Origin of the sequence: Xenorhabdus sp. KK7.4 (genome assembly GCF_963876465.1) — a bacterium.
GTDB lineage: Bacteria > Pseudomonadota > Gammaproteobacteria > Enterobacterales > Enterobacteriaceae > Xenorhabdus > Xenorhabdus stockiae.
Genome location: NZ_CAWNQF010000068.1, coordinates 1 through 16,918 on the forward strand (window position 1 = coordinate 1; position 16,918 = coordinate 16,918).

The 16,918-nt window shown below is 46.1% G+C and carries 4 protein-coding genes; 3 read left to right on the forward strand and 1 reads right to left on the reverse strand.

Annotated features, from left to right (window positions below; all coding sequences use genetic code 11):
* On the forward strand, nt 1-1,186 hold a 1,186-nt coding region (locus AACS90_RS09545), incomplete at its 5' end, for an RHS repeat-associated core domain-containing protein (RefSeq protein ID WP_193757225.1).
* A gap of 459 nt (nt 1,187-1,645) precedes the next feature.
* Nucleotides 1,646-15,046 carry an MARTX multifunctional-autoprocessing repeats-in-toxin holotoxin RtxA gene (rtxA, locus tag AACS90_RS09550; RefSeq protein ID WP_099122459.1) on the forward strand — a complete coding sequence of 4,467 codons (13,401 nt, stop codon included), beginning with the start codon at nt 1,646-1,648 and terminating at the stop codon, nt 15,044-15,046.
* Between the two features lie 194 nt (nt 15,047-15,240).
* Here rtxA and AACS90_RS09555 read toward each other — a convergent pair whose 3' ends face one another.
* Complete coding sequence (locus AACS90_RS09555; RefSeq protein WP_099122460.1) at nt 15,241-15,570, reverse strand: hypothetical protein; 330 nt, start codon at nt 15,568-15,570, stop codon at nt 15,241-15,243.
* A gap of 380 nt (nt 15,571-15,950) precedes the next feature.
* Here AACS90_RS09555 and AACS90_RS09560 point away from each other — a divergent pair, with 380 nt between their 5' ends.
* Nucleotides 15,951-16,757, forward strand: a complete 807-nt coding sequence (locus AACS90_RS09560; protein WP_153043674.1) for an inositol monophosphatase family protein — start codon at nt 15,951-15,953, stop codon at nt 16,755-16,757.
* Nucleotides 16,758-16,918 lie beyond the last annotated feature (161 nt).

The window sequence follows — 16,918 nt, forward strand, 5'->3', positions numbered from 1 at the left end:
CCGTCACAATGACCGGACCTCGCGTTTTCGCTATACCCCGTACGGGCAGCAGGCGGTGGCGGACAGTGACCCGGCTTTACCGGGCTATAACGGGGAGCGACAGGATCCGGCCGGGGGTGGGTACCATCTGGGCAACGGCTACCGGACGTATAACCCGGTCCTGATGCGGTTTACGGCGCCGGACAGCCTCAGCCCGTTCGGGGCGGGGGGGGTGAACCCCTATGCGTACTGCCTGGGCGATCCGATTAACCGCACGGACCCCAGCGGACATATGAGCACGGGCAGTATTGTGGGGTTGGTTTTGGGCTCGATTGGGTTACTGGCGGGGATCCTCCTGGCTATTCCCACGGGCGGGGCCTCACTGACCGCCATCGGGGCGGCGATCGCCGGGGCAGGGCTGGCGGCGGATGCCACCGGGATTGCCAGTGCCGCGATGGCGGACAGTGATCCGCAGATGTCTGCTGTTTTGGGGTGGGTATCGATGGGATTAGGTATCGTGAGTGTGGTCGGGGGCGTTGCGGGTCTTGCGCAAGGGATGTGGAAAATAGGCATACGACTAGAAGCCAGTTTTGGTAAGGGGTTGAGTGGTGATCCAGCAAGCAGCAGTGCAGCATACGCCACAATTGTCAGAGAAACAAAAAATGTACAAGAGACTTTCAACAAAGCGGTAAATGCAGGATGGATCCGAGAGGTTGAAAGTTCTACAGCGGTTCATACTTTACAGCTTACAATACCCAAAGTTCACAATATTAGTGATATGGATTATGGACTTTTTAATAAACTGGGATTTGATATAAAAAAGGAAAGCAGCCGAATAGAAAACAGGATTCTAATCGCCGAGGATCGGAGTACTCAGTTCGATATTACAATAAAGAAATTTCGTGAATTATATTTACCGTTCATAAATGAAAGCAGTAAAAATGGTGTGCGGCATATTCATAAGATCCTCTATGATATAGAAACCATAAGGACATATGTCAATCTATGGCCTAATCAGGTAAATGCCTATACTAGATTTACTGGACAAAATGCTTATGACATAACAGAAATATGGAGAAACTCTAAACTTTCTGGAACAGCTCATGACTTACTACGTGCTAATATACAGATAAATCATTCTTCATTATGGTCTGATAGTTTAAATGGTGCTGATATGTTTATATTTTATAATGAATCTCTATTCTAATAGGTTGGTAGATTAATAAATATTTAAATAGTAAAGAATTTTATATGGTTGAATAAGTGATGTTTCTGAATATCGGAACATCACTTATTCAGATAATTTAAATTTTAACTCTACTCACTTAATCTCAGATGGAATTTTAACCTGTATAAATTAGACCCGATCGCTTTGTATTTTAGTGAGGGGATTGGGACTAAACATAGTGGTTAAACAGACTTTGTTATTTTACTTTATTGATTATTAAAAATAAAAACAGGATACTCTTCAATTGACAATTTCTGTCTGACTCTTGAATTTATTTTTCTATGTCTCAATTCAATAAATTGACTCGATTAAATATCATAAATTTCAATTTATTCATGGGATACTCATTTTTTATCTATTTATGTGTTGATGCCCAGTTATTTCCTTTAACTGGGCTTTTTTGATCTTCAATTTTCAAATTTATACCGGGATTTATTTATGGGAAAACCATTTTGGAGAAGTGTTGAATACTTCTTTACAGGTAATTATTCCGCTGATGATGGTGATAATAATATTGTGGCTATTGGGTTTGGTGGGCAAATCCATGCTTATGGTGGTGATGATTACATCACTCTGGGTTCGATTGGCGCTTCTATTTATACCGGAGCAGGTAACGATACTGTAGTCGGTGGTTCAGCATACCTGAAAATCAATGATACCAGTGGTAACTTAAACGTAAAAGGTGCTGTAGGGTACGCTGAAATTAATAAAGAAGAAGAAGGCTCTATTTCTTTCGCGGGTGCAGCAGGTGGTGCTGTTATTCAGCATGATGGCCGTTCCGGTAATATACATTATTCAGGTGTTGCGGCTTATAACAATTTATATCGTCGCGGGTACAGTGGCGATATCACCTTTAAGGGGGCGGGTGGTTATAACCATCTCTATTCAGATGTGGTCAACGGTAATATCCATTTTATGGGTGCCGGAGGTTATAACCAAATCACCCGTAAAGGTTTAAATGACAGCTTTAATGGTGAAGGGATTACCTATGCGAAAGCTGAAGAAATTGTATTGACGACGGCAACACTGGGCGGAAGCTGGATCCAAAAAACACAGCAGATTGTTGGTATTAAATCCACACGTGAAATAAATACTTTTTTATTTGCTGCTATTGATGATAAATACACCAAAATCAATAAAGTTCGTATTCATAATGACCCCAAAACTGGCCGGCTGAAATATTATACGACCTCTTGGCATAAAGCAGGTAATCATCTCAATAATCTGGCATCTCAGGATATTTCTGATGCTGGCGGTTACCAGCTGGTTAATGTTGACGGGGTATATAAATTATCAGATCTGACAGTTGAGCATCATCAGTCATTTACGATACATGCACTGGAAAGTGAATTACCTGAAGATGAATGGGTGACTTATGCCGGCGGTGTTCAGATTGCAGCAGAAAATATTACGCTGTCAGATGCCCAGATGGGGGGGCACGCTGTTTCAATGGATGGCAGTACCTTTGATGTAAAACCCGTGAAATCCAACCAAATGGCGAATACCTATTTATACGCCAAATTCGTGGGGGGAATTACCAAAGTTGTCGTCGTTCAACTGGCGAATGATCCTGCAACGGGTGAACTGAAATATATTGCCACACCGTGGTACAAAGCCGGTGATCAAACGGCGGTCATGGCAGATCAAACTATCGGTACCCGTTCTGGCTATAAAGTTATCGGTAAGGGCAGTTATACACTGAGTCATGTTAATTACAGTGTAAATACTGTCCGTGTGACGTCTGAACGGATTAGCTCTATGCATGAGTTCAGTGAGCGGGAGCTGTTAGACCAAAAACAGGATGACAGCAATGGTAATGTCCGGTTCGAAGGTGCAGGGGGCGGCAATGTTATTAAATCCAATGTGGCCCGTGGCAATGTTTATTTTAAGGGAGCGGGTGTTGCGAATGTCATTCTGCATAACTCGGAAATCGGTGATACCGAATTTAGCGGTGCTGGCGCGGCAAATGTTATTTTCAAGAAGAACAGAAAGGGAAACCTGATTTTTAATGGTGCTGGTATTGCTAATGTCATTACTCATGTCAACAGTACTCATCCGGCACTTGATTCATCAGTGGGATCTTACAATGGTGATACCAGAGTTATCGCACTCGGAGGCGCTAATGTCCTGACCCGCAAAGGTAATGGCCGGGTTTTTGCCGTGATGGGGGGTGGTGCCAATGTGCTGACTCATAGCGGAAATGACAGAACCACAGGTGTCATGATGGGCGGTGCCAATGTTCTGACCAAAGTGGGTAACGGAGAAACCACCGGCATCATGTTTGGTCTGGGTAATGTCCTGACCCATGTGGGTAACGGCAGAACACTGGGCGCGATGGGGGCTGTCGGTAACGTCTTTACCAAAGTGGGAGACGGCGAAACCATTGCCGCGATGCTCGCTGTTGGTAATATTTTTACCCATACCGGGCAGGGAAATGCATACGCAATGATGGCTGGCGGTGGCAATGTCTTTACCAAAGTGGGTAACGGCAATGCGCTGGCGCTGATGGTGGCACTGGGTAATGTGTTCACCCATGTGGGGGATGGCCTGAGTGTTGCCCTGATGGTGGCGAAAGGTAACCTTGCCACCAAGGTGGGGAATGGTGATAGTCTCGCCGCCATGATTGGTGTGGGCAATGTAATGACCCATATTGGCAATGGTAATACCTTTGCCGCGATGGTGGGAGAAGCCAATATTTTCACCAAAGCGGGTGATGACCTGACAGCGGCCGTGATGATTGGCAAGGCTAACATTTATACCCATGTGGGTCAGGGCACCAGCCTCGGGTTGTTTGCCGGAAATGCCAATATCATGACCAAAGTCGGCGATGGTACGACGCTGGCAGCAATGTTTGGTCAGGCTAATGTGATGACGCATGCTGGCAGCGGGCTGACCGGCGTACTGGCATTAGGTGAAGCTAATGTGGTGACGAAAGTCGGACATGAATTTATGGGGGTTTTAGCCGCAGCTAAAGCCAACGTGATCACCCATGTTGGTCATGGCATTACCGCCGGCGTCTTGTTGGGTAAGGGGAATATCCTGACGAAAGTCGGTAACGGGACAACGGTCGGCCTGCTTGTTTCCAAGTTCGGCAATATTATGACTCATGTCGGGGATGGCAATACCGTGGGTTTTGCCAAAGGCACGCTGAATCTGATGACCAAAATGGGAGACGGTCTGGCGGTCAATGCAGCCTGGGGTGATGCCAATATCATGACCCATGTCGGAGCCGGGGATCACTATAACTTTGCCAAAGGGAAAGCCAATCTGGTGACCAAGATCGGCGATGGACGTGCGGTTAGTGTTGTACAAGGCTCGGCTAACATTTTGACTCATGTAGGCCGTGGTGATGATTACACCGGCGCGTGGGGTAAGGCGAATGTGATCACCAAAGTAGGGAATGGCCGTCAGGTCACACTGGCGAAAGGCGATGCGAATATTGTCACGCACGTGGGGCAGGGCGACAGCTTTAATGCGCTGTGGAGCCAGAGTAACGTTGTCACCAAAGTGGGTGATGGTATGCAGGTTACCGCAGCAAAGGGTAAAAGTAATATCACAACCAGCGTGGGAAATGGCCTGAGCGTGGTTGCTGCCCACGGTAATTTGAACGTAAATACCAAAGTGGGTGATGGTATCTCGGTCAATGTGGCCTGGGGTAAGCTCAATGTCAGCACCAAAGTGGGTGACGGACTGAATGTCTCGGTAATGAAAGGCACCGGCAATGCCAGTGTTCATGTTGGTGACGGGCTGAACATTCACGCTTCCTACGCCCGCAATAACGTCGCTATTCAGATCGGTAACGGGGATTTTTACAATCTGGCGCTGGCCTCCAGCAACACGGAAAGCCATAAACTGGCAACGCTGTTCGGTAATATCAAACAGACGTTATTGGGTGTCATGGGCAGTCAGGGAATTAGTTTTCTGGTGCATGGTGATGAAGCCAATACATCGGGTAGTAACCGTGGGCGGGGTGCCATCAATTTGCCGGAAGTGGATGGTCTGAAAGGCTTTAAGCTGAAAGAAATCAGTGAAGTCAGCTCCACGCTTTCCGCTGATTTGCATGCTTCGGTGAGCCAGCTGGAAACACCGGATGTCGGCAGACTGGAAACCATCATGAATGAAGAGGGTCAGTCCGGAGAAAATCAGAAGCCTAATCTGATTACCAACGGGGATTTTGAGAACGGTACTCTGGGCTGGCAAGCTACCAACGGGATTGAAGCCCAGCATCCGGCGGCATCTTATGGTCTGGATGACGCAGGCCACGGCAGATATGTATCTGAACTGGATGCACAGGTTAACACCACTATTTATCAGGATTTGAGCCAGCTTAAAGCGGGAGAGGCCATTACCCTTGATTTTGATTTTGCCCGCCGGGCAGCCAGTACCGATGATAATGGTATGGAAGTGCTCTGGAATGGTCAGGTTGTCTTCTCATCTGCGGACGATAGGATCGTCTGGCAGCATAAACAGCTGGTACTGGTTGCACAGGCCGGCAGTAACCGACTGGCGTTTAAAGGTATCGGTAAAGACGATGGCAGGGGCTATATACTGGATAACATCGTGGCGACGTCGGATCGCTCAGATAACAGTAATGATGGTGAACTTCCGTCAAAAAATGTCGTGGCTGAAAGCGTGTTAGCCGATAAAAGTAGCGCCGAAGCTGATCATGAACGTCTGGCGCAGGAAAAAGAGCAGCAACTGGCAGCGATTGCAGGCACTCAGAATCAGCTGGAATCCACGGATTTTGATGCCCTGAATGCGAATGGACTGGCACAGCGCGATGTCATCCGGGAAGAACAGCAGGCTGTGACGGATGAACTGCTGGCGAAGGCCAAAGCGCTGGAACTTTTGGATGAACAGACCCACGCACACTATCAGGGAGAATCCGGAGCACACTGGCGTCATGACTTTGCCTGTGAATTACTGGATAAGCTTCAGACACAGGTGGACACGTCAAAAGCAACAGCCGGACAGCAACTGGATAACGCATTATCTACGGCTTTACAGCAACAGCAGAAGATCGAAAATTCACTGGATAAGTCAGAAATCAATGTTGCCAAAGCTAAACAAGATCAGCTAAATGTCGGGAAAGATGTTGCGGATGCCCGGATGAAGGCTGAATACCGGAAAGAAGAAGCGGAAGCACAGCAAAATCAGGCGGAGCAGGCCAAACTTAGTGCCAGCAGGACGCTTCAGGATATTGAGGCTGAAGCCAGTGAAGTAGCAAAAAATAATGGCTATACCCCACGTTTTAGTAATGTTGGCAGTAATCGATCAGGTAAAGCCTATGAAGCAGAAAGGATTGGTGAAACAACCAGCCACATTAATTCCACGACGTTGATACAGGAAGTCGGGGCTTTCAGTAAAAAGCTACAGGAATCTGAGAGTGATTTATCTGCCCTTGCCGATGCTAAACAGGCTGTGGAACGTTTACAGATCAATGCAGGCCTTCGTGCTACACAGGCAAATTCTACTCATATACCACGCTCATCGCGCACGCAGCAATTACCGCATAGCGTTATTTCACCTGAATCAGTGCCAAGTATCTCTGTGCCGGGGAACAGAAAATTACTGTCTGTTTCTGGTCTGGATCTGAGTGGACTGAAACCTCTGGGAAGGTCAGATTCCCGTACTGATTCCCGCGGTAGCTCCGTGCGGAGTAATTTGTCGCAAAAGAGCAGTTCAACTTATCCGTTCATCGGAGAAAGAGCAGAGAAAGTCGCGGAAATATACCGTTGGCTGGATAGTGGACGCGATCAGTTAAATGATCATGCAAAAAGTAACTATATTCCTGTCCCGGGTGGTGTGCGGCCTAATGTTGAGATTAATGACAACATCAGGGATAGGCTGACTGATTTCATTGAGAATTTCTTCAGTATCATCCGGCATACCATTCCTAAAGATCAAATTGCGCCGCTGGCGAAGTTGTTTGTTGATTCAACCCTTGATTTTGACTGGGATAAGCGCGTTCAGTTTATCACTAAGCTGGAGCGTTTTGGTTATAGCTTTGAACCTAATCATGGTGAAAAAAGTATTGTTTCATTCTGGTCAGGTCAGGAGTTCAGCATCTACCGCTCTGTACTGGATGCCGTGCAGCCAGATGATAAAAAAGTGGTTTACGATATTGATGTGAAAGGAAACGTACTTGCCCTTGAACTCAATAAGAAGCTGATGGACTGGTGCAATACGTCCCTTGATCCTGATGATTTCCAACAGGAGAAACTGCACACCGCCATCAGCGAAGCGACACGGAGTAATATTGGTTTCTGGTGTTCTGTTTATGCGACGGGTGCGCGTGATGATGTTTATGTCATCGCACCGAGCGGGGTACGTTTAGGCAATTTCTTCTGGAATGTTGAGCTGCCGGTATTGCGCCAATTACAGCGTGAAGGTCTGGTCAATGAAATTCGCCTGCTGGATAAACACGCCTATCATTACCGGGGAAAACCGCTGGAATCTATAGGGCACAGACTGACCGATCCGGGAGTCCGAGTGAAAATGCGCTTTGATTCACTAAGTCCGGCTGAGCAGATGAGATATCTTGAGCAGGATCCTGATGGTTACCACGCGAATACACTGATTGATCTGGATATTAAAGTCAGTGCTATTGATAGCATGTTAAATCAGGCTATCCCATTCTATCGCCTGCGCACTGATCGCAATATTTTGATACGTGAAGGCTTAAATAATAGCTTTGAAGTTATGCCATGGCCGGGGCTTCGTTCTTCCGGGCTGAAAGTGATTAAAGTCGATAACCCGCAGGATAAGGCGCAGATTAATACCATCGAGCGGTTTATATTTGCCAATTATCAGAATTATGAACAGATCCCGGATGAATTACGTCTGGTGGGAAGTCACATTATTTCCCTTGAAGATGGTCATACCCGCATTCTTGCCGAAAAAGTGAGTGGCTCCTGGTATTACTCGCCGAATACCGAACTGATGTCCGGTGATGAATTACAGAAAATGGCTTATATCAAAGGCAAGCCACTGGGTGAAAGCTATCGTAATGTCATTGAATCACTGCGTGCTTATGAACAGCTCTTACGGGAAAAACCGGATTATTCACTGGATGCCATTGAACAATTAACTCACCTGCAACAACAGGTAGCGGGATATTTGCTTGGGCATTCTGAATCAGGGCGGGCACCTGCAATGAATCGGTTGCTTTCCCAGATTGATATCCGTCTGAAAGAGTCACTGGTTCTGGCAGATCCGACCTTGAAAAGCTCAGGGAAAGGGACTTTCAGCGAGCTATACAATAGGCTTGATAACGCTAACCTCAAAGAGAGTAAACATCTTTATTTAGATCCTCAGGGCGATTTTGTTACTCACGGTCAGTTCAGTTTGCATATTGGTAAAAATACCGCAGATGCCGGGCTGAAACAGGTAATGGCCGCTGTAACCAAAGAGTATGGTCAGGATGTCACGAATGCTGTTTTCGCCGGTCTGGCTGCCCATGATCTCGCGAAAGATGGCAAAGGTATTGATATTGCTGGTCTGAAAAAAGTTCATCTGGCGATTGAACAACACTTGTCCCCTGTCAGTGCCACACTGTATGTCTGGCGACCGAGTGAAAACAGTACGCTGGGCCATGTTGCAATGCAGATTGGTCAGGGGCGTGTTCTGGTTAATGCAGAAGATGCGACTCATCTCAATCAAATCAACTATGTGAGCTGGTGGCCGGCAGGGAATAAATCGACGGATATACGAGAACTCCTGAATATCGCCACCCCGGATCAGCCTGATCTGCGACTTCGCTGGCATGATCTGAGTCAGCCTGCTTTTCAGGCACCCACCCTGACATTTGATGTTGAGGCTGAGGAAGATGATGGCTTCGGTCTGGCGGATGGTTCAGCTGAGCTGAAAGAATTCCTTGAAAAACTGAAAATCGCCAAAGGCGTGGATGTTAAATTCAGCGATGTCAGTGAAGGATTTGCGATGGCGGCGCTTGCCAATCCGGAGCTGCTCAAATCCGCTGAAATACCGCAATACATTTATCGCCCGTACCTTGCTCAATGGGCTGATCCCGGCATGGATATGCATGAAGTCGGCCGTAATTTTGCGGAAGCCTTGCGTCTGGCAGCGAGACTACAGAATTCCAGACGCATGGAGAAAGCCATTGCCAGTGTTATGAGCCAGTTTGCTGAAAGAGAGCTGGCAGAGATCGCTAATTTCAAAAACAGCACCGTTGACCCTGATCGGGTCTATCGCATCAATCTGGAAGGTCTTGATGTAGCGGCAATGCAGGCTGAATGGGGCAAAATCAGCAGTGATCCGGATGCCCGCTATCAGCTTATGACGCAAAACTGTTCAAGTGTTGTTGCCCGTATTCTTAAGGCTGGTGGGGCGGATAAAGTGCTTGGCAAAGCATGGCGGCCAGCCTTTGGTGTCTGGACACCAAGCGAGCTGTTTGATTTCGGTCAGTCATTGCAGGAAGTCACTCAGAGTGAGCGGGTTAAACAAAAACATCACCGTCTTGATACTGCGTTAAATCATGGCGGAACCGGAGAGCAACCGGAAAGGGCAGAGAAATTAGCTATTCCTAATGATGGCTCAGCACTGCATGAACGAACGCCAAAGAATCCTGTAACCCGCTTCATGAACAGTGAACTGTATGGCACAAAAGAAGAGCGTCGCCAAATCAGTCAGGAGATGCAGAACAGGATTAACTTAGCAATCAATCACGGTGTGACCGAAAAAGTTACCCTGAAAGGGGAAGCCGGACGTTTGACAGGCTATTACCATAAGGGGCAAAACGTATCGCAGGGGGATACTTCGGATAAAAAAGTCGTCTTGTTTATCCACGGTTCCGGTTCATCGGCTGAAGAGCAGGCGGGTAAAATTCAGCCGCATTACCGACAGCAGGGTATTGATGTGTTGTCGGTTAATATGCGGGGTTATGGCACCAGCGATGGGTATCCGAATGAACAGGGAATGTATCAGGATGTACGTACCATGTTCCATTATCTGGTTAATGAACGTGATATCAGCCCGGAAAATATCATTATTCATGGCTATTCGATGGGGGCACCGGTTGCGGCTGATCTGGCCCGTTATGTGGACAGTAAAGGAATGTCGGTTTCCGGCTTACTGCTGGACAGACCGATGCCAAGTATGACCAAAGCGATCACGGCTCATGGAATATCGAATCCGTCCGGCCTGACCGGAATACTGGCAAAAGCCGTTAATGGTAAATTCTCCGTGGAGCAGAATCTGCGCGGAGTCTCGAAGCAAATGCCGATTATGTTGCTGACAGATAATGAAGGTCTGGGCAATGAAGGCGAAAAACTCCGAACCAGACTGGTGGCCTCTGATTATAACGTCTCTGGTGAACACACGTATTATAGCCATGCATCTAGTTATCAGGTCATGGTGAAATATGCCGGACAAATTGTTGCCAATCTATCTGAAGCTGCTTCTCAGGTGCACGAGCAGGAAAGCCCTATTCTCAAAGGCATCAAAAATGATTTGGGGCGCTACACGCAGGCGCTGAAACCTCAGGTGGATAATCAGGGCCGGGAGCAGGATTTGCGTGCGACAAAAGCCTTCCTGTCAGGTTATCGGCATAATCACGCTAACCAAATTGTGGATGGCTTCCATTCGGATATGGATATCAGGCAGCTGGTGGATATGCTGGTTAAAGGAAACTGGACGGCGGAACAGAAAGGTGCACTGGCGTGGGAAATTGAACACCGGGCACTGAAAATGACTCTGCGACCAAAAGTAGAGAAATATAGCCGCCTTTTCCGTGATGTCACTTCTATGGGAATGGTAGATGCAAAAGCAAGCGAACATCTGGCGCCACAACTGATGTTACTCAACTTGTCTAATGATGGTTTTGGCGGGCGCTGTGTGCCACTGTCAAAACTGGTTCTGCTGGCAAAACAGCTGGAAAATGATGGTCAGAAAAACGTAGGACGTAACCTGCTGAATAAAATGTACTCCGCAGCTTCAGTGCTCAACAATCCTGAATTATATTCCGCAGGTGAACAGGCCAACGCCAGTAAGTTACTGGGGACACTCTCTGCGCTCTATACCAGAGATCCGATGCTGGATAGCACCACTAAAATATGGAAAGAGAAGCTGAGTGGGGAACAAGCGCTGAGTGTACAAGGTGTGATTGAAAAAATCACGGCTGCCAATACAGGGCAAAAACCGGTTCTGCTGGAGCTGAATACTCTGGGACACGCGATGGCAGCGTGGTCAAAAGGCAGCGGCGAGAACCGGACATACGGTTTCTATGATCCTAATGTCGGCATTGTAGAATTCTCCTCGGCAGAGAAATTCAGCGATTATGTCACGCGTTTCTTCGGTCAGTCCGGCCTGAATATGGCAAAAAACTACAACATGGCTAAAAACAGCCAGCGGGAAAGAATGTTCGGGCGTGTTATCGTTCTGGATGGAGAGGCGCTGTCAGCTTATCGCCCGGTCTTCGGTGACAGAACAACCATGAAAGATATTCTGGCAATGGAAATCTTTGATGGCTCACCGATGAGAAATGCGCTGAACAGGCTTCATCCGCTGAATAACCACGATCTGAGTGAATGGGAAGAGATTGAGGTGTTACCGAGATTAGAACGCAAGAAAATGCGTTTTGATGGTCAGGTTATTATTCAGCTCGAAGATGATCCCCATGTGGCTGATTCAGTCTCTTATCTGACTGGTAAACATCCGAAAGAGAGTGTGCTTGTCCAGCTTGATCGCAATGGTCAGTATAAAGTGGTATACGGCGATCCGAATCAGTTGAGTGGCACAATACGCTGGCAGGTTGTTGGTCACGGCGGCGATGAGATTGATGGCTATAACAGCACGACAATGAGTGATTACACGGCATCTGAACTGGCAATGCGATTAAAGCAGTTCCAGAATAGTTTCCAGTATGGTGGAAAGCTGGATTATATCAGTCTGGTCGGCTGTTCTCTGCTCAGTGATGACAAGCGCGATGGTTTTGCGTATCACCTGATTTCAGCCCTTGATGAAAATGGGATCCGCACCACAGTCTCTGCCCGTCGAACCGAAGTTGTGATCGGTAAATCAGGCCGTAAATATACGCGATCTGAGCACAATAGAGCGGAAAATAAGATCACGGAAAACAAAATCGTTCTGAGCTGGAACGATAAAGGAGAAGTCGAAGGCAATGCCGAACGTATACGTAATCATGTTTCTGAAAACAATGTTTCACTTGTCCGTGTAGGCAGCCTGCGTAGCAGTACCAATAGCCGGAAGCATCGCCCGCATGAGGTGATAACTGAGAAGAACGCGATTGCAGACAATACCGAAACTTTCCATGCGCCGAAAAAACATCAGCATCAGCCTGAGGATTATCCGGTCGGAACGTCTTCCGATAACCGCTTGAGCTATTCCGGTAATGTGCAGGTACAGGCGGGTGATGGCGAATTTACCTCCATTAACTGGGGAACCACCAACGTGAGTGTTAAAGTCGGCACGGGGGGCTTTAAGTCTCTGGCGTTTGGCGATAACAATGTCATGGTTCATCTGGGAGATGGTGACAGCAAACATAGCGTCAACATTGCCGGTTATCAGGCACTGGAAGGCGCACAACTGTTTGTCGGCAACCGGAATATCAGCTTTAATCAGGGGCGTAGTAATGATTTGCTGGTGATGATGGATAAATCGATCCCGACACCGCCGATGCTTAACCCGTTTGATAATGTTTCCCGCGTATCGGGTATTCTGCAAAACATAGCTGGCTCATATTCCACTCCTGACTGGTTGTCTGGGCAGGAAGCACAGTGGACAACCGAAAGCGTGAAAAAATATCTACAGGATATGTCAGGGCTGGATATGACCAGCAGCGTGGATTACACATCGCTGATGGATCTCGATTCTCAGTATAAACGCAGTGGTCGCGGCCTGAAGAGCGATATTGAAAGCACACTGAACAAGAAATATAACCAATGGCTGAGTGGTGCAGGGAATAAACCAGAAATGGGTAACCTCAGCAGAGCCAATAAACTCCGCCAGATGAATGAAAAACTGGCCTTCAATTTTGCTGTTGGCGGGCAGGGTGCGGATATTCAGGTAACAACCGGTAACTGGAACCTGATGTTCGGCGACAATATTCATTCGATTCTGGATATTAACCTCGGTTCATTGTTTGGCCTGATGACTCAGCAATACACCTCAACAGGGATAGCAAAAACCACATTCACCTTTAATCCGGCGGATCTGCCTCGTCAGCTTAAGAATAAGCTGTTGAGAAACCTTGCCAGCGTGAATGCTGATACCACACTGGGTGATATCTTTGGTGTGGACTACACCGCAGATGGGACTATCATCTCCCGAACAAATCAGTCAGTAGACGGCGTTGCCATTTTGCGGGAAATGCTGGAGGTAATCAGTGAATTCAGTGGCAACCAGTTGTCGGCATTTGTTGATCCGGAAACACTGCTTAATGGCCTGAAAACCAGTCTGGCCGCCGGTGCAGAAGGAGTGAGTTCGTTCCTTGAAAGTCATGGCATCAAAGAAAAAACCCCGACAGAACAGATTGCGTCAGCTGAAAATATCAGTGAAGAGAATACACAATCAGAGCGCATTTTCGGCTTTAATTCCCTCAATTTGCCAAATCTGTTTGCAACCCTGCTGAAGCAGGATAAGCAGGAAGAGATGAAAGATCTGGTTTCTAATCTGAAACAGAACCTGACTGATGATCTGCTGCATATGCAGGAAAAAACCTTTGATTTCTTGCGTAATAGTGGTCATTTGCAAGGGGATGGCGACATCCATGTTTCCCTCGGTAACTATAACTTTAACTGGGGCGGAGACGGCAAAGATCTGGGCGCTTATCTGGGCGATAACAACAACTTCTGGGGCGGTCGTGGTAATGATGTTTATTATGCTCTGGGAACCTCCAATATTTTCACTGGCGGTGAAGGTGACGACACCGGTGTTCTGATGGGGCGCGAAAACATTATGTTTGGTGGTCAGGGCAATGATGTTGCCGTAGTTGCAGGTCGCATAAACTACGCTTACATGGGAGAGGGTGATGATCAGGTCTTTGCCTTTGGTGAAGGCGGAGTCATCGAAACCGGTAAAGGGCGTGATTACATTGTGGCTTCCGGTAACTTCAACCGTATTGAAGGCGGAGAAGGTCAGGATTATGTCGTTGCTATCGGTAACAATAATCAGGCTGACTTGGGTGATGATCATGATTTTGCCACGGTTTTCGGCAACTATAACCGGATCGATGGCGGGGCAGGTAACGATGCCATAAAACTGATGGGTTACCATGCACTGATTAACGGCGGAGCGGGAGATGATCACCTGATTGCGGATGTTATCTCCAAGTTCAGCCAGTTTGACGGCGGTGACGGTGATGACTTGCTGGTGCTGGGAGGATACCAGAACCGCTTTAAAGGCGGTGCTGGCGTGAATAGTTATGTTATCAGCGGAGATGTGATCGATAACGTGGTTGAAGATCTCAAACGCGGTGACAAGATAGTCTTCAATGAACTCAACTGGCAGGATCTATGGTTCCAGCGCAGCGGTTACGATTTGGTGATGCTCACTAACCGCCATGTGGAAGACAGTTCTGAACAGGGGCAGTTTGAAGCAATCGGCTCTGTGACCTTTACAGATTACTTCAATGGCAACCGTGCGGATATTGTTACCCGAATGGGCGATCAAAATACTCACGGTGAGCGTGAATATATCGCGCTTTCTGCCAATGCAGTGGATTCACTGATTCAGGCAATGAGCGGCTTTGCACCAACAATCGGTGACAGTGGCTTTATTGATGCACTGGATGGACAAACACAATCTTCCATTATGATGGCCTGGTCGGATACGACAACGGGCAAATCCAGACTGGTTTGATAGTTTTATTTAAGTAATAAAAATGGCTCACATTGGTGGGCCATTTTTATATCATAATGAATAGAGAAATACGGTATGATATTAAAAGGTTTAGGGTAAATTATTTGTTACTATTATAGCCATATCAAATCATCAATTTTAATAATGTTATTGGTTTTTTTAAATAAACTTATAAATAATAACTGTGTGTTATTTTATTGATATGTATATATATATTCGGCGACTCCATTCTTACAGGTCACATTAACTATGTGATCATTGTCTCTGGCATCTATTAATAGATTAAGCGCTATTTTTTTTTGTTCGTCAGTGATTTTTCCATCTGATCTGTTTAATTTTATATAAAAACCGGGCTGATTGGTTAGAGTAAAAAGAATAGTTTGATAATCATCAAAATATAAAATATTGCCTACGTATCCCTGCATTGCATAATGACCAGGTGGACAAGAATAATAAGCATAGACAGAGCCAGTTTGGCATATTAATAAAAATACAATAATTTTAAATATATTATTAGGCCTCATAATATTTTCCTTGCTTGATTTTAAAAAAACAACTTGGTTGTGTGTGTTTTTAATTATAGCACTTATACCAATATGTCAATGTTACTGAGAAATTGTTTTGTAATTTATTATATATTTACATTTTATTTGTTTCTTTTTTTAAAAAAAACAAGGAAAGTGTGATTATTTGTTTTTTATTTAATTTAATGATTATTAAATAATAAATTATTTAAATAAATATGATTTGAAAAAAATTTTACTTTCTTTTTTCTATTTTTTATTTTCTTAATATGTTTTTATTTTTCTGTTAAATATGTTTTTAACAAGCCATAATTATGGCTTTCATCATAGAATTGCCACGTTGAAATGACGTTAAACGATACCTTGAGGAGCGACAAAAAATGCTAGAAATTGCCCTTGAAGCAGTAAATACAATCAGAAAACGGGCTCAGGATGCGTTTGACGGAGCCGGACAGTTTGACTACAAACCGGATCGTTCTGTTGTCACTCAAACTGATTTAATGTTGGAAACAGAGATTCGTAACATACTGGAAAAACGTAGCCCGGGTGTTCCCATTCTGGGAGAAGAGTTTGGGCTGGATGGCAGCGAAAAATTCGAATCAGGCTGGATCATTGATCCCATTGACGGAACAAGGGCATTTTTGTATGGCGTACCCTTGTTTAGTACGTTACTGGCTTTTGTCGAAAATGGCGAGCCAAAACTTGGGGTAATCAGTTTTCCGGCAATTTCCACCGTTGTTTATGCTTCACAAGGGGAAGGGTGCTGGATGAGTGTGGAAGGCAAGCCGTTACGCCAGCTTAAAGTGATGGATAACTCACCAACATTTGTTAACAATGCTGTGATTGCAGCTTCCGGTATACACAGTTCCGGTTATCATCTGGAAAATGGCACCGTAGCTTATAATCTGGATGGGTTAGTGAAATCTGCCCGTGATTTTGTCTTTGTTAATGACTGCTACCAGCACACGATGGTTGCAGCCGGCAGGTTGCACTGTGCTATTGATACCATCATGAAACCGTGGGACAGTGCGGCAATTTTGCCCTGTATTAAAGAAGCGGGTGGTGATTTTTGTGCACTGAATGGCAGCCGGAAAAGAGCTATGTTTGGTGGCAGTCTGGTTTCGGCCTGTAATTCAGCATTGCTTGATCAGGTGGTAGAGGTTATGAACTCTCCTGCTGAAAATTAAATATACACTTCGTCTTTCAAGTTGCCTCTTTGTTGGCTGCGCTCACTCACCCCGGTCACCGTTTTTATAAACATACGGTTATCTATGCTCCCGGAGATGAGTTCCCTTGCCGCCGCGACGCATCTTGAAATACATTGTGTATAATATATGAAATCTAAATA

Coding starts and splice junctions, on each gene's coding strand:
- AACS90_RS09560 (WP_153043674.1), top strand. CDS start 15,951: ATGCTAGAAATTGCCCTTGAAGCAGTAAATACAATCAGAAAACGGGCT.
- AACS90_RS09555 (WP_099122460.1), bottom strand. CDS start 15,570: ATGAGGCCTAATAATATATTTAAAATTATTGTATTTTTATTAATATGC.
- rtxA (WP_099122459.1), top strand. CDS start 1,646: ATGGGAAAACCATTTTGGAGAAGTGTTGAATACTTCTTTACAGGTAAT.